Consider the following 16,946-nt stretch of genomic DNA (forward strand, 5'->3'; position numbering starts at 1 on the left):
TTGCGAACTACGCGCTTCGTTCGACCCGCCAGGGCGGATTCAGTCGATTCGCACCAGCCCAATAGAGTTTGATCTTGTTGCCTGACGGATCGTGCAGAATTGCCTCTCTCCATTGGTAGCGCATATCGGTTGGCTCCTGATCGAAAGCAAACCCTTTCTCTTTGAGCGCAAGAACTAACGCATCCAGGTTTTCATTTTCAAAGTAGATGACACCGTTATTGGTAAAGGCTTGCTGCTCTAATGACAGGGAAAAGGTAGATTCACCTTCCGGGCATTCGAACCGGGCGTAATGTGGTGTGTCCACTATTTGTAGAAAACCCATGCGCCGGTAAAAGTCGGTTGCCTCTTCCATGTTTGCAACCGGTAGGGTTACCTGGTTCAAATTCATTCTTTAATCCTGCAAGTAACGAAATAAATTGGCTGAGATAAGTTTTCACTGCTGGGGTTGCAGGCGCAAGCATAAGCTCTAGCCGAAAGTATTACTCAGAGCTGAAATTCGGTTTGCTGACAATTCTATCCTAGCGGGCACACTAACTTTTTTCGAATGCTGATATTGCTTTATGCGGCGTTCAGGTTCGGTTGAAATTTCGGCAGCTTGTTTGGGAAAGGATTTGCGGCGAATGTAGCTCTGAAGATGAGGGAATCGTTTTTGGGGCGGGTTTGTTGGGCGGGAGTCGGGGCGCTCGTTACAAATCGCTGGCGCGATTTGTCGAACCACATCGGTGGTTCTCAACCGTCTCCGGACTTCAGATACAAAAAAGCCCCATCCTTGCGGATGGGGCTTTTTTTGTATGGTGCCCAGAGGCGGAATCGAACCACCGACACGGGGATTTTCAATCCCCTGCTCTACCGACTGAGCTATCTGGGCTTTGCTGTTTTCGGGGATGTCCCCGGCAGCGAGGCGCGTATTAAACCTGCTCTTCCGGGGGGAGTCAACCCCTTGATTGATAAATAGTTTTTGCCGTTTGTGAGCGGTCGCTTACTCGGCGTGTTTATCTGCCCTACAGCGGTACGGGGGTGCTGGTAGGCGGGTTATTTGTCCGCTTCCGGTACGTAGCCTTCTGCAGCGTCGTAGTCCTCGCCACTCAGGAACTTCGCCATCTGCTCGGCGAGGTAGGCGCGGGCGGAGGGCTCCATCATGTTGAGGCGTTTCTCGTTGATCAGCATGGTCTGGTGCTCCATCCATTCCTGCCAGGCCTTGGCGGAGACATTCTCGTAGATATCCTGGCCTTTGGGACCGGGGAAGGGCGGATTGGGGAGACCTTCCAGTTCCTGTTGGTATTTGCGGCAGAAGACGGTGCGGGACATGGGTTCTCCTAGGTTTCAGCAGGGCGCCAGTAATGGCTCCTTGAGCGCGACAAGCTGTTTCACCAGCTTGGCGATGGGGGCCGGCACTCCCAGGTCCTGTGCGGATCGGGGCCGGTCGAGCTGGCGCAGTTTATACCAGCCACCGGTTCCTTCTGCCACCTGTGCGGGTCTGGACGGCAGAGTTATCCACACCGGATGAATGTCCAGGTGGAAATGCGTGAAGGTGTGGCGCATGGGCGGCAGGGCCTGGATCTCACCGGCATCCATTTCCCTTGCGGCCAGCCATTCCTGGGCACTGGCTTCGCCGCCGTCGTCCCCTTCCAGCTGTGGAGGCGTCCACAGGCCGCCCCAGATTCCGCTGGCGGGGCGCTGTTCGAGGTAGAGTTCGTCGTCGTGCTCGATCAGCAACAGGGTAGCCTGGCGTTCCGGCTTTTCCTTTTTGGGCTTCTTGCCCGGATATGCGGTGGGGTTGCCCTGGGCGCGGGCGATACAGTGTTGGTCGAACGGGCAGCGCTCGCAGGCGGGCCGGGAGCGGGTGCACAGGGTGGCGCCCAGATCCATCATCGCCTGGGTGTAATCGCCGGTGCGCTCTGCGGGCGTGTAGCGCTCGGCGATTTCCCACATATCTCTGGCCACGGCGGTCTGCCCGGGCCAGCCGTCGATGGCGTGGATGCGGGCCAGTACCCGTTTCACGTTGCCATCCAGGATGGCTGCCGGCAGTCCCATGCTGATGCTGGCAATGGCGCCGGCGGTGGAGCGGCCGATGCCGGGGAGTGCTTCCAATAGCTCGACATCCCGCGGGAAGTCGCCGGAGTGGTCGTTCACTACGGTCTGTGCGCACTTGTGCAGGTTGCGCGCGCGGGCGTAGTAACCGAGGCCACTCCAGTGGGCCAGTACCTGATCCTGGCTGGCGGCGGCGAGCGCCTGCACCGTGGGAAAGGATTCCATAAAGCGCTGGTAGTAGGGGATGACCGCGGTGACCTGGGTCTGCTGCAGCATGATCTCGGAGACCCATACCCGGTAGGGGTTGATATCCTGCTGCCACGGCAGGTCGTGGCGCCCGTGCTGGTCGAACCATTTGAGCAGGGCCTGCTGGAAGCGGGCTGGTGTTTTGGGCTTGGGGGCAGGATTTGGCATAGGTCGAAATAAAAATGGGCACCGCAGAGGGTGCCCATGCTATCGGGATAAGGCTGTGAGGGGTAGCCCGACCCCGTCGTAGGTGGTGTGTGGTTAGTCGCCGCGGTTGAACAGGCCTTTGAACTTGTCCTTCAGCTTGTCCTTCAGGTCCTCGGTCTTTTCTTCGACCTTGTCGCCGTACTTCTTCTCCGCTTTGTATTTCAGTTCTTCGCGGATCAGGTCGTCGAGACGGCGGCTGTCCGGTTTACAGGTGGTGGCACCGGCTTCGTCAAACTTGGCTTTGCAGCGCAGTGGCAGGGCGCGATTGCGCCAGCGGCTGTTTTGCACGGAACAGCCATTACCGGAGGTTTTTTCGCCTACCAGCGCCAGGCCCAGGGCGAAGTCGAATTGCTGCTGTTCCAGGTCGACGGTGCCGTCACCGGTCAGTGCGATATTCTCGATACCGGCATTGATGCCCTCCACCTTGGCAAGGTCGCCATTCAGGTTCACGCTGGTGCGCAGGTCCTGCAGGCGGGTTTGTGCGGGCCACTCTTTTTCCGGCATCGGGGTTTTCTCGGCGTAACTCACCAGCTGGCACATCCCTTTCTCCAGATTGAATGGGGCCAGTGACAGCTCCTTGGAGTTGAGCTGCACCGCGGCGCGCAGGTTTTTCTGCAGCGCCAGGGTGTCGGCGCCGTTGGTCTGGCCCACCCAGGTAAGATCGGTTTTGCCAGACAGGGTAACTTTCTTGGCATTTGCCGCTTCCGGTTCGTCACTGGCGAACAGGGCTTCCTGTACCTTGGAAATTTCAACGCCGGTGAGGCCGCCGCTCAACTCGCCGCGGGCGGAATTGCCGCGGGCATTGAACACGCCGGTGCTGTTGAGGGTGCCACCGTAGAGGCCGGCCGCCAGTTTGTTGAGCTGGTAGAGGCCATTGTTGACGTTCACCGCCAGCTGCGGCTGATCGATCTCGAAGTCCAGTGCGTGCAGTTTTTCCAGGGTCAGGTCGAGTTTGGCGTTAAAGCCGCGCATGGCTTCCAGCGGCAGTTGCACGGGCTGGGCTGCGGCCACATCCGCGGTCAGCTCATCCTGCTCGGGACCAGCTGCCGGTGGCGGCAGGTAGTCGTCCACGTTCAGCTCGCCGCCTTTCAGGGACAGGGACACGCTGGGAACGCCATTGGCGGTAGTGCTGGCCTGGAAGCTGGCACTGCCTTCGAGGCGGTTGTTGTCCAATACCAGTTGCAGCGGCTCCAGGAACATCTGCTTGTCGGTGCCACTGATATCGGACTCGATATGCAGTTTCTGCAGGGCGCTGCTGCTCTGGGGTTTGAATTCGCTGCCCACCGCGGCCAGCCAGCCGGTGATCGGCTCGACGTCCACATTCAGGTTCAGCTGGATCTGCCAGGGGGCATCGGCCTTGGCGCGCCGCACATTGCCGCGCAGGTTGATTTTGGCTTCGGCGCCCTCGGCACCGGTCAGCTTGATGCTGGCGGGTTGTACACGCAGGCCGTTCAGGCCGTCGTCGATGGCGAGGGTGCTGTGGATATCCAAGTTCACCGGCTCGGGCAGGTCGCTGCCTGCGATTTCTGCGCGCAGCTGGACTTCGCCGGGCTTGCCGCCGGGTACCAGATTGTCTGCAGAAATATGCAGCTTGCTGATGGCGTATTCGGTGCCGGTCTGTTTGTCGGTATAGCGCAGTACGCCGTCTTCCAGGCGCAGTTGTTCCAGAGCCAGTTCCAGGCCCTGTGCAGGTTCGGCGCTCTCTTCAGGCACATCCAGTTTGGGGGGCTGTTCCTGCTGTTGTTTCTCGTCCAGCTTGGCCTTGGCTTCCATGGCCTCGGTGATCAGTTCCCAGTTGCCTTTGCCGTTCTGGTCAACGGTCAGTTCAACCTGTGGGCCCAGCAGTACGACCTCTTTGGCTTCGATGCGCTTGTCCAGCAACGGCATCAGCGCCACGCCCACGGCAACCTTGTCTGCTTCCAGCAGGGACTCACTGGGCAGTGCCAGCGGTGCCAGTTTCACGCCTTCGAGCTTGAGTGCAATATTGGGCCAGATCTGCCAGCCGATATCGCCGTCCAGGGTCAGGGCGATACCCTGGTCCGCGGCCAGTTTGACGATTTTCGGTTTGTACTGGTTGGCGTCGAGCCCGGAAAGGAACCAGGCGACGATACCGGCGAAGAGGATAAAGAGAACAACGAGGGTAATAAGACCGCGTTTGATCCAGGCCATACAGTGCGCATCCTTCAACTGGAGTTGGCAAGTGGGGGCGGCGCCCGGAATTCAAATTATCCGGGCGCCGCGGATGCGACTATTGAAGCAGGTGCCGGTCAGAAATGAAACCTTACGCCCGCTTCAATACTGCGTCCGGCTTCCGGTGCGAAGTCGCGCAGCAGCGAGGTGGCATTGCGAATTTCCTCATCTAGCAGGTTGCGTGCATTGGCGAATACCACGGCATCGTTACCCGCCAGCTTGAAGTTGTACTGGGCGGTGAGATCCATGCGTGTGTAGGCGTCGGTGGATTCCTCAAATGCACCCGGGCGGTCCTGTGCGGTGGCGCGGGTGTTGCGCCATTGCCAGTTCCAGTCCGTGTAGTTGCCGCCGAGGGCGAAACCGAAACGCAGTGGCGGCAGGCGCGGCACTTCTCTGGATTCACCGGCGATGTAGTCGTCAAAGTTGGCGCGTACGCTGTCGCCGAACAGGGTCAGGCTGAGTGAGCTGGCCAGCGGGAATTGCACAGAGGCCTCGGCACCGTAAAAGGTCGCGTCGCGGTTCTGGTAGCCGTAAATATCGAACTCGCTTTCTTCATCTTCCAGGCCGGTGTTGGCGGCATAGATGTAGTCGGCGATGCGGTTGTAGAACACATTCGCTTCCACTTTGGCCGCGTGCCAGCCGGTCGCTTCCTGATTGTGGTGGTGATAGCCCAGCTCCAGGTTGAGGGAGTTTTCCTTGTCCAGAGTCTCGTCACCAATGATGTAACGGGATTCCGCCAGGTGTGCGCCGTCGGCAAACAGCTCCTCGGCCACCGGTGCCCGCTCGGCGCTGGTGAGCCCCAGGCTCAGGTGCTGGTGTTCGGCAAGGAAGTACTGGATGGCGCCGGACAGGCCTACCAGGTTGAAGTCCTTATCGCTGCCGTACTCCGGGTCAATCGTGACGTTCTCCAGGCGCGCGCCCAGGTCCAGGTGCCAGCTGCCCCACTCGCGCTCCTTCATGGTAAAGGCGCCAATGCTGTCAGTGATGGAAGGGCGGATAAACGCCTCGTCGCCGATGGCTGCAAAGTCTTTGCGCGACAGTTGCAGGCCGTAAGCGCCGCGCCATTCGCCGCCGTTGTCGTGGGTCAGCTCAACGCGGCTCTCCCAGGCCTTGTTGGTAAAACGCGTGCCCTCGTCAAAGTGGTCGCCGTGCGGCTCCAGTTCCACGTGCTCGTAATCGTTGTGGCCGAGACGGAAGCTGAGCTTGTCCCAGTATTCGCTGTTAAAGCGGTGCTCGCCTTTCAGGTCGTAACGGGTTTGTGCCAGCTCGATACGCACGCCTTCGCCGCCGTGCTCCTCGTGCGCCTCGTCGAGCCCCTCTTCCAGCGTGTGTTCTTCACCTTCCTCTTCTTCGTGATGGGCGTGTGTGCCTGCGGGGATGCCGTAGTTGTTTTCAAGGCGATTGACAGAGAAGCCGACAAAACCGCTGTCGGTTACCCAGGACAGGCCGCCGCTGGCACTCTTGGCGCGGGCACTGGTGTTGCCGACGAAGCCGTCGGTGTTGAACTCCTCTTCCTCGTGGTGCTCTTCTTCGCCCTCGTGTTCTTCGTGGTCGTCTTCCTCATGCTCGCGGATGGCGAGGCCGGGGATCTGGGTGTTGCCGTTTTCGCGGTATACGCCGTCCAGGTACCAGGCCAGGTTGCCCGCGCCGCCCTGGAGGCGAAAGACACCCGCATCCTGGTTATTGGCCGTGTCGTGGCGCATTTCCACAGCGCCCTCTACTTCTTCAGGCACCTCGGTGGGAATGCGGCCGTCGATCACGTTCACCACGCCACCAATGGCGCCACTGCCGTAGCGTAGTGCCGCGGGGCCGCGCAGTATCTCGATGCTGTTGGCCAGCAGCGGCTCGATACTGGCCGCGTGGTCAGCGCTGGTGTTGGAGGCATCGGCCACGTCCAGGTTGTCGTTCAGCACCTTGACCCGGTTGGCGCTCTGGCCGCGGATCACCGGCAGGCCCACACCGCCGCCGAAGGAGGCGTTGGCCACGCCCAGCTGGCTGTTCAGGGTCTGGCCCAGGGTGGCGGCGGCGGACTTGCGCAGCTCATCGCCTTTCAGTACGGAAACCGGCGCAGCCACCGCATCGGCGGGCTTGGCCAGCGGGGAGACGGTGACGTTGACCTCTTCCAGAGTCTCTTTCTGGTTGTTGGCGGTCTGAGCGGAAACGGCAGAAGACACAGCAGAAGACAATGCACAGGCAACGGCCAGCGCCAGAGTGTTTACTCGGTACTTTTTGCGAAACATTTCGAATTATTCCTGTCAATCACAGGCAGCGGCCACCCAAAAGGCCGGTGCCCGATACAAAAGCGTTATGTGTTTGCAGTTGGCTGAGAGATCAGCTGAGAGACAGGAGTGCGGGCGGGCCGCGGGCAGACTGGCGCTCCGGCTGGCAGTCGAGGGCCACCGGGGCCTGCTGTTCGATATACAGCGGGGCCAGGTCTTCGGTAGTGAAGGTGAACTCACTGCCCACGGGCGCGGGCGTGTGGTTGTGGGACAGGTCGCACAGCTGGTGCGAACGGTCGTCAACGTGAATATGCTCCGCCAGCACCGGCTGCGCGAGCATCAGCGCGAACAGCAGCACAAAGCTGACCCACACCGGGGTCTTGTGGCGGTAACTCATATTCATGCGCGGTATGATATTTGATCTCAGAGATGAATCAAGTTTCATCTGAGACTATCGGCCAAATTCCACCCCATTTGGGCGTATAATTCGCGCCTTCTGTCTCAAGGGCCCGCCAATCGGGCTGGCCCTGCCTCGCAATCAAGGATGTAGACCTCATGCGCACTGCCAGCGTCAACCGCGACACCCTGGAAACCAAGATCCAGGTCAGCCTCAACCTCGACGGCAAAGGCACCGGCAAATTCAATACCGGCGTCCCCTTCCTCGAGCACATGATGGACCAGATCGCCCGTCACGGCATGATCGACCTGGACATCACCTGCGACGGCGACGTGCACATCGACGACCACCATACCGTCGAAGACATCGGCATCACCCTCGGCAAGGCCATCAACCAGGCCATTGGCGACAAGAAAGGCATGACCCGCTACGGCCACGCCTACGTGCCCCTGGACGAAGCGCTGTCCCGCGTAGTCATCGACTTCTCCGGCCGCCCGGGTCTCACCATGAACGTGCCCTTCACCCAGAAGCGCATTGGCAACTTCGACACCGAGCTGTTCTACGAATTCTTCCAGGGCTTCGTCAATCACGCCCTGGTGACCCTGCATATCGACTGCATCCGTGGCTTCAACGCCCACCACCAGATCGAAACCGTGTTCAAGGCCTTCGGCCGCGCCCTGCGTATGGCCCTGACCCCGGACCCGAGAATGGAGGGCGCCATGCCCTCCACCAAAGGTGTGCTCTAAGGCAGGAGTTAAACAGAACATGCAAAAGATTGTCGTCCTCGACTATGGCATGGGCAACCTCCACTCCGTCGCCAGCGCCCTGCAAAAGGTCGCCCCGGCGGACGAAGTGGTACTCGCCACCACTCCGGAACAGGCTGAAGGCGCTGACCGCCTGATCGTCCCCGGCGTCGGCGCCATCCGCGACTGTATGGAAGGCTTCATTCGCCCAGGTTTTGTGCCGCTGCTGAACCGGTGCATCGAATCGGGCATGCCCATTCTCGGTATCTGCGTCGGTATGCAGATCATGATGGCCACAAGCGAAGAAAACGGCGGTATCGACTGCCTCGGCATCTTCCCGCAACCGGTCAAATTCTTTGGCAAAGACCTGTACGAAAACGGCCAGCATTTGAAAGTCCCGCATATGGGCTGGAACCGGGTGGACCAGAAAATCGACCACCCGATGTGGAGCAATATCGAGAGCGGCAGCCGTTTCTATTTTGTGCACAGCTACTATGTACCAGCGGAAAACAACGAAGCCGTCGCCGGTGAAACCGACTACGGTGTAAAACTCGCCGCTGCCGTTACCAGCAATAATATTTTCGCCACCCAGTTCCACCCGGAGAAAAGTGCCGATGCGGGTATGCAGCTGCTGAAGAATTTTGTCGACTGGAACGGTGCCGCTTAGAAAGCGTTGCTTAAGCTTACGCTTACGAAGTACATAACTAGATGCGAAGGCAGAGTGCCGGGTGTGAGTTTTTAGAAGCGTCGGCAACAGGGATTTTGCCGACGCAGCGTACAGGGAAGTATTCGCAGGGGGGCGCCTAGCCCGATTCTAAAAACTCACACCCGGTGCTCTGCCGCCACCGGGCCTGAAAAAACCGGGACCCCGAAACAGGAAGTTAACCAAAATGATTGTAATCCCAGCCATTGATCTGAAAGACGGCGAGTGCGTACGCCTGCGCCAGGGTGAAATGGAAGACGCTACCGTCTTCTCCGACGACCCCGTCGCCACCGCTGAACACTGGCTCAGCCAGGGCGCTAAACGCCTGCACATCGTCGACCTCAACGGTGCCTTTGCCGGAAACCCCGTCAACGGCGATGCCGTCAACGCCATTGCCCGTCAGTTCCCGCAATTCCCGATCCAGATCGGCGGCGGCATCCGCGACCTGAAAACTATCGAGTGGTATCTGGATGCTGGCGTTAGCTGGACCATCATCGGCACCGCCGCAGTAAAAAATCCCAAACTGGTCAAAGAAGCCTGCCGCGAGTTTGAAGGCCGCATCATCGTCGGCCTCGATGCCAAAGATGGATTGGTTGCCACCGAAGGCTGGGCCGAAGTCTCCGACGTGCAGGCCACCGAACTCGCCAAGCAATTCCAGGACTGTGGTGTCAGCGCCATCGTCTACACCGACATCGCCCGCGACGGCATGATGCAGGGCGTCAATATCGAGTCCACCCTCGACATGGCACGCGCCGTACAGATTCCCATCATCGCCTCCGGCGGCGTCAGCAGCATCGAAGATATCCAGCAACTGCTGGAAGCTGGCGACGAGAAAACCCGCATCTTCGGCGCTATTACCGGCCGCGCCATCTACGAAGACAAACTCGACCTGCGCCAGGCGCAGGAACTGTGTGACAACTGGAACCAGAAATAACCGGATCAACGCCATGGGTCTCGCCAAACGCATTATTCCCTGTCTCGATGTCGACGCTGGTCGGGTAGTCAAAGGTGTCAATTTCGTCGACATCCGCGACGCCGGCGACCCGGTGGAAATCGCGCGACGCTACAACGAAGCCGGTGCCGATGAAGTAACCTTCCTCGACATCACCGCCACCCACGAAGGCCGCGACACCACACTGCACACCGTGGAAAAAATGGCTTCCCAGGTATTTATCCCGCTGACCGTGGGTGGTGGCGTGCGCGAATTGCAGGATATCCGCAACCTGCTGAATGCGGGTGCGGACAAGACCGCGATCAACTCCGCCGCCGTATTCAATCCCGATTTCGTGCGGGAAGCCGCCGACCGCTTCGGCAGCCAGTGCATCGTCGTCGCCATCGACGCCAAACAGGTGGGCAATGACAAAGAGCCCAAGTGGGAGATCTTTACCCACGGTGGCCGCAAGCCCACCGGTATCGATGCGGTGGAATGGGCGAAGAAGATGGACAGCTACGGTGCGGGGGAAATCCTGCTGACCAGCATGGACCGGGACGGAACCAAAAATGGTTTTGACCTGGCGCTGACCCGTGCCATTTCTGATGCGGTTTCCGTACCGGTGATCGCCTCCGGTGGTGTGGGCAACCTGCAGCATCTGGCGGATGGTGTATTACAGGGCGGTGCGGACGCAGTACTCGCCGCCAGTATTTTCCACTTCGGCGAATACACAATTGGAGAGGCCAAGGCCTATATGCAGGAAGCGGGTATCGAGATGCGGATTTAATCCCGCGTATAGATTGTCCGCAATCAGAACTTGTGCGCATTGTGCCAGCGCCTTGCGCGCTGGCTGCCGAAGGGGCGTACGTTGCCGGAGTATTCTTTTAGCGGATTGAGGAATCGGTCCACTGCCTTTTCCGCTTCCGCTTTGCAGGCAAAAGGACCAAAGGTATTGCCGCCGCGGACGGTGAAATACCAGTCGTCATCCAGTTTGAAAAAACGGTCAGCACGAGGGGGAATCGACTGCCCCTGTTCGCCACGACGATACCGCTGCATGACTACCTCGCTACTGCTTCCGTTACCACTTTTACTGCTACTACTGGCCTGATCGCTCAGGTGTAGAACACCGCACCCAATTTAAAGACTAGCCAAAAACCGGGTGCGATTTGCGGGAATACGCGAAGATTACAGATCCTCGGCGCGAATCCGCGCCACCTGATCCTTCGCTGCCGGTGCGCTGCTTTCCTCACTCGCAGCCGGCGTGCGACGCACGTACAGGTTCAAGCCCTTGAGCACATTCAGTGCCTCGAAAACCTGGTTGTCGCGGCTGTACCAGTCGTCCTGTTTGGCCTTGGCGCGCTTGCGGTCTTCCGATCCGCTCTCTTCGCCGCCGTTGCCATTGCCCAGGTGTCCGGCCAGATCCGCTTCCGTGGTGCGGGCGCGGCCATCCATGCGCGTTACCTTCACACGCTCAACGGTAATATCCGGCTTGATGCCCTGGGCCTGGATGGAACGTCCCTTGGGAGTGAAGTAGAGTGCGGTGGTGAGCTTGATTGCCCGTTCATCGTTGATCGGGATGACCGTCTGCACCGAGCCCTTGCCGAAGCTGTCGGTGCCCATCACCACTGCGCGGCGGTGATCCTGCAGCGCGCCCGCCACGATTTCCGCCGCCGAGGCGGAGCCGTCGTTGATCAGTACCACCAGTGGTGCGCCGCCGGTGACATCACCGGCGCTGGCGGAATAGCGCAGGTTGGAGGATTCATTGCGGCCTTCGGTGTAGACCACCAGCCCCTCCTCGAGGAAGGCATCGACCACTTCCACCGAAGACTGCAGCACCCCGCCGGGATTGTTGCGCAGGTCGACCACCAGCCCTTTCAGCTCGCCTTCCTTCTTGAGCTTTTTCATTGCCCGCATCAGGTCGCCACCGGTATCCAGCTGGAACTGGCTGATACGCAGGTAGCCGTAGCCCTCTTCGAGCATTTCTCCGCGCACACTGTACACGCGCACCTTGTCGCGTTTAACGGTGACGTCGAAGGGCTCCTTGTGCCCTTTGCGACCGATGGTGAGGGTGACCGAGGAGCCCACCGGGCCGCGCATTTTTTCCACCGCCTGGTCCAGGCTGACGCCGCGCATGGACTTACCCGACAGGCGCAGGATCACGTCGCCGGCGCGCAATCCGGCGCGTTCCGCGGGCGTGCCGTCCATTGGTGTGATGATGGTGATGTAGTCGTCCTCGACCCCCACCTCGATACCCAGGCCGGCAAACTCGCCGGTGGTGTTTGCCTGCAGGTCATCGAAGGAGCGGCTGTCGAGGTAGGCCGAGTGCGGATCCAGTCCCTGTAGCATGCCCTTGATGGCGTACTCCAGCAGGGTGCTGTCGTCCACTTCGTTGATGTAGCCCTGGCGTATCTGTTCGAACACTTTGGCGAAACTTCGCAGGTCTTCCAGCGGCAGGCGGGATTCGGCTTCCAGCGATGCGCGCTCGCTGTCGCCCTGGCTGAGTCCCATCAGCGGCAGAGCGGTGAGAGCTGCCGCGCCTAGCAGGCGAGCCAGCATTTTGGGGGTGAACATAATCTGCACGTCCTTGGCATTTATCGTTACTTTCTAGCTACAAGCTACACCGTGGGAGACCCATAACTCGGGCTACCCGCAAATTCGGCTGCGAATTCGTGATGTCCACTGAGAATTGTAGACCCGGCACTCCCCGCAGGTTTGAAGTTGGCGGGGAAGAGAACCGGGGTGTCAGTGCGGGGAATGAAACTGCAAGGGGAAATGTGTTAGGTGATGGTTGGCGCTGTGCGAATTCAGCGTCGGCACCAGGCGGTGGGATCCTGGGGTTTGCCGTGTCGGCGGATTTCAAAATAGAGGCCGGCCTGGCTCATGCCACCAGTGTTGCCAACGCGGGCGATGGTGTCGCCGCTTTCCACCCATTCACCAATGGCGCGGGTGAGGGACTGGTTGTGGCCATACAGGCTCATGTAGCCGTCGCCGTGGTCGAGAATGATCAGCATGCCCTGGCCGCGCAGGTAATCCGCAAACACCACCCGACCGCGGTGGATCGCCTTGACCGGAGCGCCCTCGTTGGCGCGCAGGGTAACGCCGGTCCAGGTAATGCCATTGGCGCGGCGCTGGCCGAAGGCGTTGGCGCGGCGGCCGCTGGTGGGCCACTGCATGCGGCCGCGCTGTTTGGCGAAAGGGGTCTGGTCGCTGGGATTGATCAGGCTGGCGATGGCGCGGCCGACTTCATCCACCAGGCGCTGCAGGCGGCTGCGGTCACTGTGCAGCTGGTTCAGTTCACCACTTTTGCTCGCCAGCTGCTTCGCCAGCTTGTCCAGGGTGCGCTGGCGCGACTGCTGCGCGCTGGTCAGCGCCCGGCGTTTTTGTTCCAGCTGGTCGCGTTCACGGGCGAGGGTGTCCTGTTCGCGCTGGATACCGGCGCTGACAGTGGTGAGTTGATCGAGGGTGTTGACGTATTCGCCGATGACTTGGCTGCGTTGCTTGAGGAAGTAGTCGTGGTAGCGGAGTTGGCGGGCGATGTGCTGGGGATCTTGCTGGTTGAGGAGCAGCTTGATCTGCTCCTGGCGACCGAGTCGGTAGGCGGCGGCGACTTCCTGCTCGGCTCGCCGCTGCATACTTCGCCGGGATTCCTCCAGCTGCTTTTCTTCGCGCTTCAATTCCTGCAGTTTTTCGCCGCGACTCTGCATGTCCGACTTGATCTTGTCGATCCGCTGCAGCAGCTCGGAAATGTCTTTCTCGTTGGCCTCCAGGTCCTTGAGCAGCTGATCGCGCTCACCCTTTACCTGATTCAGCTCCTGCTGCAGAGACTCGATGCGCTGCTTGATTTCCGCCAGCCGCGCTTGCTGCTCTTCGTCCGCCGCCTGCGCAAAACAGGCGGGGACCAGCAGCAAGTAGGACAGCAGGGCTGTAATGACAACTGCAGAAAGTTTCATGAAGACTGCTTCTTACCTCTCGGGCAATGCCCGGATTAATTCAGTTTTACCAGCGGCTCGCCGCTCATTTCGGCCGGCTGCGGTATGCCCATCAGTGCCAGCATGGTCGGAGCCACGTCGGCGAGGCTGCCGCCATCGCGCATGCTCACATCGCGCGCACCGATGTACACAAACGGCACCGGCAGGGTGGAGTGCTGGGTGCTGACCTGGCCGGAGCCGGCGTCGAACATCTCTTCCACATTGCCGTGGTCGGCGGTGATCAGTACCTCACCACCGGCGGCCAGCGCGGCCTTGGTCACGCGGTCGACACAGCCGTCCAGCGCTTCCACCGCTTTAACCGCGGCCTCGAAGACGCCGGTGTGGCCCACCATATCGCCGTTGGCGTAATTGCAGATGATCGCGTCGAACTTGCCGCTCTCGATCGCCGCGACTAGTTTGTCGGTCACTTCCGGCGCGCTCATTTCCGGCTGCAGGTCGTAGGTGGCCACATCCGGTGATTTGATCAGGATACGCTCTTCGCCATTGTAGGGCTCTTCGCGGCCGCCGCTAAAGAAGAAGGTCACATGTGCGTACTTTTCTGTCTCGGCAATGCGCAATTGGGTCTTGTTCTGGTTCTGCAGGTACTCGCCAAAGGTGTTGACCAAGGTTTCCGGCGGGAAGGCACAGCTGGCGTCGATATCGGCGGCGTATTCCGTGGTCATCACGAAATCTGCCAGCTTGGGGGTAACCGCGCGGGCAAAGCCGTCGAAGTTCGGGTCGGTAAAGGCGCGGGTCAGCTGGCGGGCGCGATCCGGGCGGAAGTTCATAAAGATCAGCGCGTCGCCGTCTTTGACCGGAGCCGCGTCGCCAATCCGGGTCGGCGCCACGAATTCGTCGTTCTCGTCGCGGGCGTAAGCGGCAGCGAGTCCGGCGAGGGCGTCTGCCGCCTGGTGCTCGGAAACGCCCTGGGTGATCAGGTCGTAAACCGGTTGTACACGGTCCCAGCGGTTGTCGCGGTCCATGGCGAAGTAGCGGCCGGAGATACTGGCGATGCGGGCATTGCCCAATGCGTCACAGACCTGGGTCAGGCGCGCCAGCGGGGTCTCCGCACTGCGCGGTGCGGTGTCGCGGCCGTCGGTGAACGCGTGGATGTAGATCGCCCTGGCGCCGCGCTGGGCGGCCAGGGTGGCCATGGCCACAATGTGATCGTCGTGGCTGTGCACACCGCCGTCGGACAGCAGGCCCATGATGTGCACCGCGCCGTCATTGGTGATGGCCTTGTCCACCGCAGCGGTGTAGGCGGGGTTCTTGAAGAACTCGCCGTCCTTGATGGCCTTGTTGATGCGGGTGAAGTTCTGGTACACCACGCGGCCGGCGCCGAGGGTCATGTGGCCCACTTCGGAGTTGCCCATCTGACCTTCCGGTAGGCCTACCGCCATGCCTGAAGTCTGGATCAGGGTTTTCGGGCGGTTGGCCCAGATCTGGTCCCATACCGGGGAGTTCGCCGCCGCAATGGCGTTGTGCTCGGAGTGCTCACTGTGGCCGAAGCCGTCCAGAATCAGCAGTACCACGGGGCGTTTGGGCGAAGACTCGGATGCCATGGGATCGGTATTCCTGTGTTGGGTTGATGGGTGATCGTTCGGCGTCATTGCCAGGGGACGGAACTCGCGCAGGGAGTTTTACCGCAGGTGGCGGATTTTAACCTGTTTCCGGGCCTGAGGTCAGGTATTAACCAGCAACCCGCGGCTTTCGGCAGTGAAAATGCTGGTTAAGATTTGGCCATGGTCGTGTATACTGCGCCACCTTCGAGCTGCCGGTGCAGTTGTTTTACAATACCGGCGCAAACGCGGCCGACTGTTGCGTCAGTGGTCGAATTCAGAACAACAAACTTAATTTCCCGGGGGCGGAGTGGACTTTTTCGTCTTTATCAGCGAGCAGTGGCTGCTGGTGAGTGTGCTGGTAGCGCTGGTGTATGCGCTGGCAATTACCGAACGTATCAAGGCGGGCAAACCCGCGTCGGCCCACGAGGCCACCCGGCTGGTCAATACTGAGGATGCCCGGGTGGTGGACCTGCGCGATCGCGCCGAGTTCGCTGCCGGACACATCGTCGACGCCATCCATATCCCGCATGGGGAGATTGAGAAGCGCATCGGCGAACTCGCACCCTATAAAGAAAAGACCCTGATCCTGGCGGATAAGATTGGCCAGCACGCGGGCCCGGTAGGGCGTCAGCTGAAAAAGGCTGGCTACACCGTGCGCCGCCTGGAAGGCGGCATGTCCGAGTGGTCGAATCAGAAGTTGCCGCTGGTGAAGGGCTGATTTCCGACGCTGGCCGGCACATGCCGACGCTGATTTGGCTCGACCGAACGGAACTGAAACTGAAGGGTCCCGTTCGGTCCGGTAAAGCAAGCAAAGAGGTTTTCCTTCTGTGAAAGAAGTCGTCATCTACACCACCCGCTTCTGCCCTTTCTGTATCCGAGCGAAATACCTGCTGGATAACAAGAATGTCCCCTATACCGAGATCTCGGTGGACGGCGACCGCGAGCTGCGCGCAGAAATGACTGCCAAGGCTGGCAGCCATACCGTGCCGCAGATCTGGGTCGGTGAAAAACACGTGGGCGGGTGTGACGAGCTGATGGCCATCGAGCGCAGCGGCGAACTGGACCAGTTGCTGGCGTGAAGCCCCGCGTCAAGTACAAGAATTTTCAGTGACATGCCTTGAAAGGGTATTTCGAGGCCCCCATAAGTAAGACCCATACAGGGAGTCTTCTTTCAGGGAAGGCAGTAAATAAACTTTTTTAAGCAGGCAGTAACATGGCTGAAGAACAAAACGGCGCTGCAGTGAACGGCGAACAACAAGTACAATTCGCGATGCAGCGTATCTACCTGAAAGACCTGTCCTTCGAGACTCCGATGGGCGCAGAGGTTTTCAAAAAGCAGTGGAAACCCCAGGTAAACCAGGAACTGAACACCAAAACCGCCAAGATCGACGAAGATCTGTACGAAGTGGCTCTGACCCTGACCATCACCGTCAAGGTTGAAGAAGAGACCGCTTTCTTGGTGGAAGTCCAGCAGGCCGGCCTGTTCGGCATCAAGGGCCTGGAAGGCCAGCAGCTGGCACAGGCGCTGAACACTGCCTGCCCGCAGATCCTGTTCCCCTACGCGCGCGAAGTGGTAGACAACATCGTAACCAAGGGCTCCTTCCCCGCACTGATGCTGCCGCCGATCAACTTCGACGCTCTGTTTGCCGCTGCCATGCAGCAGGCGCAACAGCAGGCCGAGCAAGGCGAAGAGAAGACCGACGCCTAAGGCCCGGTACTCTCATCCAAAAAGGCTCCTTCGGGAGCCTT

17 protein-coding genes and 1 tRNA gene are annotated in these 16,946 nt (G+C 60.0%); 7 read left to right on the forward strand and 11 right to left on the reverse strand.

Translation table 11 applies throughout. The annotated features are described in order from the left end of the window. Positions 1 to 7 precede the first annotated feature (7 nt). The 7 genes from B4U49_RS09695 to B4U49_RS09725 all read right to left on the reverse strand — a co-directional run bounded on the left by B4U49_RS09695 (position 8) and on the right by B4U49_RS09725 (position 7,296). Entirely contained in the window at positions 8 to 388 is a 381-nt protein-coding gene (locus B4U49_RS09695; RefSeq protein WP_078084399.1) for a VOC family protein, read from the reverse strand. 404 nt (positions 389 to 792) lie between these two features. Continuing rightward, positions 793 to 868 (reverse strand) — tRNA-Phe (locus B4U49_RS09700). A gap of 164 nt (positions 869 to 1,032) precedes the next feature. After that, positions 1,033 to 1,308: an oxidative damage protection protein gene (locus B4U49_RS09705; protein ID WP_078084400.1), complete on the reverse strand. Its 276-nt coding sequence runs from the start codon at positions 1,306 to 1,308 to the stop codon at positions 1,033 to 1,035. 15 nt (positions 1,309 to 1,323) lie between these two features. Next, positions 1,324 to 2,445, reverse strand: coding sequence for an A/G-specific adenine glycosylase (mutY, locus tag B4U49_RS09710; RefSeq protein ID WP_078084401.1), 1,122 nt, complete (start codon positions 2,443 to 2,445; stop codon positions 1,324 to 1,326). A 93-nt stretch (positions 2,446 to 2,538) separates the two neighbouring features. Then, positions 2,539 to 4,653 (reverse strand): AsmA family protein, encoded by a 2,115-nt coding sequence (locus B4U49_RS09715; RefSeq protein WP_078084402.1) that lies wholly within the window; start codon positions 4,651 to 4,653, stop codon positions 2,539 to 2,541. 98 nt (positions 4,654 to 4,751) lie between these two features. Beyond that, positions 4,752 to 6,914: a TonB-dependent receptor gene (locus B4U49_RS09720; RefSeq protein ID WP_078084403.1), complete on the reverse strand. Its 2,163-nt coding sequence runs from the start codon at positions 6,912 to 6,914 to the stop codon at positions 4,752 to 4,754. A 91-nt stretch (positions 6,915 to 7,005) separates the two neighbouring features. Beyond that, positions 7,006 to 7,296, reverse strand: coding sequence for a hypothetical protein (locus tag B4U49_RS09725; protein WP_078084404.1), 291 nt, complete (start codon positions 7,294 to 7,296; stop codon positions 7,006 to 7,008). 152 nt (positions 7,297 to 7,448) lie between these two features. Between B4U49_RS09725 and hisB the strand changes: the two genes are divergently transcribed. The 4 genes from hisB (at position 7,449) to hisF (ending at position 10,454) form a co-directional block, all read left to right on the forward strand. Further along, entirely contained in the window at positions 7,449 to 8,036 is a 588-nt protein-coding gene (gene hisB, locus B4U49_RS09730) for an imidazoleglycerol-phosphate dehydratase HisB (RefSeq protein ID WP_066960431.1), read from the forward strand. Positions 8,037 to 8,055: 19 nt separating this feature from the next. Then, the gene (hisH, locus tag B4U49_RS09735) at positions 8,056 to 8,700 is read left to right on the forward strand and encodes an imidazole glycerol phosphate synthase subunit HisH (protein ID WP_078084405.1); all 645 of its coding nucleotides are present in this window, start codon (positions 8,056 to 8,058) and stop codon (positions 8,698 to 8,700) included. A gap of 223 nt (positions 8,701 to 8,923) precedes the next feature. Beyond that, positions 8,924 to 9,670, forward strand: a complete 747-nt coding sequence (hisA, locus tag B4U49_RS09740) for a 1-(5-phosphoribosyl)-5-[(5-phosphoribosylamino)methylideneamino]imidazole-4-carboxamide isomerase (RefSeq protein ID WP_078084406.1) — start codon at positions 8,924 to 8,926, stop codon at positions 9,668 to 9,670. Between the two features lie 13 nt (positions 9,671 to 9,683). Beyond that, positions 9,684 to 10,454, forward strand: a complete 771-nt coding sequence (gene hisF, locus B4U49_RS09745) for an imidazole glycerol phosphate synthase subunit HisF (protein ID WP_078084407.1) — start codon at positions 9,684 to 9,686, stop codon at positions 10,452 to 10,454. A 23-nt stretch (positions 10,455 to 10,477) separates the two neighbouring features. Here hisF and B4U49_RS09750 read toward each other — a convergent pair whose 3' ends face one another. From B4U49_RS09750 to gpmI, 4 genes are all read right to left on the reverse strand, one after another. Next, on the reverse strand, positions 10,478 to 10,723 hold the full coding sequence (locus B4U49_RS09750; protein ID WP_078084408.1) for a DUF6316 family protein: 246 nt from the start codon (positions 10,721 to 10,723) through the stop codon (positions 10,478 to 10,480). 129 nt (positions 10,724 to 10,852) lie between these two features. Continuing rightward, on the reverse strand, positions 10,853 to 12,238 hold the full coding sequence (locus B4U49_RS09755; protein WP_078084409.1) for a S41 family peptidase: 1,386 nt from the start codon (positions 12,236 to 12,238) through the stop codon (positions 10,853 to 10,855). Between the two features lie 233 nt (positions 12,239 to 12,471). After that, entirely contained in the window at positions 12,472 to 13,617 is a 1,146-nt protein-coding gene (locus B4U49_RS09760; RefSeq protein WP_078084410.1) for a murein hydrolase activator EnvC family protein, read from the reverse strand. 35 nt (positions 13,618 to 13,652) lie between these two features. Further along, a complete protein-coding gene (gene gpmI / locus B4U49_RS09765) occupies positions 13,653 to 15,197 on the reverse strand; it encodes a 2,3-bisphosphoglycerate-independent phosphoglycerate mutase (protein WP_078084411.1) in 1,545 nt (514 codons plus the stop codon). Between the two features lie 307 nt (positions 15,198 to 15,504). Here gpmI and B4U49_RS09770 point away from each other — a divergent pair, with 307 nt between their 5' ends. The 3 genes from B4U49_RS09770 (at position 15,505) to secB (ending at position 16,905) form a co-directional block, all read left to right on the forward strand. Continuing rightward, positions 15,505 to 15,915, forward strand: coding sequence for a rhodanese-like domain-containing protein (locus tag B4U49_RS09770; RefSeq protein WP_078084412.1), 411 nt, complete (start codon positions 15,505 to 15,507; stop codon positions 15,913 to 15,915). A 109-nt stretch (positions 15,916 to 16,024) separates the two neighbouring features. Then, positions 16,025 to 16,276 carry a glutaredoxin 3 gene (gene grxC / locus B4U49_RS09775; RefSeq protein ID WP_078084413.1) on the forward strand — a complete coding sequence of 84 codons (252 nt, stop codon included), beginning with the start codon at positions 16,025 to 16,027 and terminating at the stop codon, positions 16,274 to 16,276. 134 nt (positions 16,277 to 16,410) lie between these two features. Then, the gene (gene secB / locus B4U49_RS09780) at positions 16,411 to 16,905 is read left to right on the forward strand and encodes a protein-export chaperone SecB (protein WP_078084414.1); all 495 of its coding nucleotides are present in this window, start codon (positions 16,411 to 16,413) and stop codon (positions 16,903 to 16,905) included. Positions 16,906 to 16,946 lie beyond the last annotated feature (41 nt).

Source organism: Microbulbifer mangrovi (assembly GCF_002009015.1).
GTDB classification, from domain to species: Bacteria; Pseudomonadota; Gammaproteobacteria; order Pseudomonadales; family Cellvibrionaceae; genus Microbulbifer; species Microbulbifer mangrovi.

Excerpts from the sequence above, each read along its gene's own strand:
- B4U49_RS09695 (WP_078084399.1), bottom strand. The coding sequence starts at position 388 with ATGAATTTGAACCAGGTAACCCTACCGGTTGCAAACATGGAAGAGGCA.
- hisH (WP_078084405.1), top strand. The coding sequence starts at position 8,056 with ATGCAAAAGATTGTCGTCCTCGACTATGGCATGGGCAACCTCCACTCC.
- B4U49_RS09750 (WP_078084408.1), bottom strand. The coding sequence starts at position 10,723 with ATGCAGCGGTATCGTCGTGGCGAACAGGGGCAGTCGATTCCCCCTCGT.
- B4U49_RS09715 (WP_078084402.1), bottom strand. The coding sequence starts at position 4,653 with ATGGCCTGGATCAAACGCGGTCTTATTACCCTCGTTGTTCTCTTTATC.
- B4U49_RS09705 (WP_078084400.1), bottom strand. The coding sequence starts at position 1,308 with ATGTCCCGCACCGTCTTCTGCCGCAAATACCAACAGGAACTGGAAGGT.
- B4U49_RS09760 (WP_078084410.1), bottom strand. The coding sequence starts at position 13,617 with ATGAAACTTTCTGCAGTTGTCATTACAGCCCTGCTGTCCTACTTGCTG.
- secB (WP_078084414.1), top strand. The coding sequence starts at position 16,411 with ATGGCTGAAGAACAAAACGGCGCTGCAGTGAACGGCGAACAACAAGTA.
- hisF (WP_078084407.1), top strand. The coding sequence starts at position 9,684 with ATGGGTCTCGCCAAACGCATTATTCCCTGTCTCGATGTCGACGCTGGT.
- B4U49_RS09755 (WP_078084409.1), bottom strand. The coding sequence starts at position 12,238 with ATGTTCACCCCCAAAATGCTGGCTCGCCTGCTAGGCGCGGCAGCTCTC.
- gpmI (WP_078084411.1), bottom strand. The coding sequence starts at position 15,197 with ATGGCATCCGAGTCTTCGCCCAAACGCCCCGTGGTACTGCTGATTCTG.
- B4U49_RS09725 (WP_078084404.1), bottom strand. The coding sequence starts at position 7,296 with ATGAATATGAGTTACCGCCACAAGACCCCGGTGTGGGTCAGCTTTGTG.
- hisA (WP_078084406.1), top strand. The coding sequence starts at position 8,924 with ATGATTGTAATCCCAGCCATTGATCTGAAAGACGGCGAGTGCGTACGC.
- B4U49_RS09720 (WP_078084403.1), bottom strand. The coding sequence starts at position 6,914 with ATGTTTCGCAAAAAGTACCGAGTAAACACTCTGGCGCTGGCCGTTGCC.
- mutY (WP_078084401.1), bottom strand. The coding sequence starts at position 2,445 with ATGCCAAATCCTGCCCCCAAGCCCAAAACACCAGCCCGCTTCCAGCAG.
- hisB (WP_066960431.1), top strand. The coding sequence starts at position 7,449 with ATGCGCACTGCCAGCGTCAACCGCGACACCCTGGAAACCAAGATCCAG.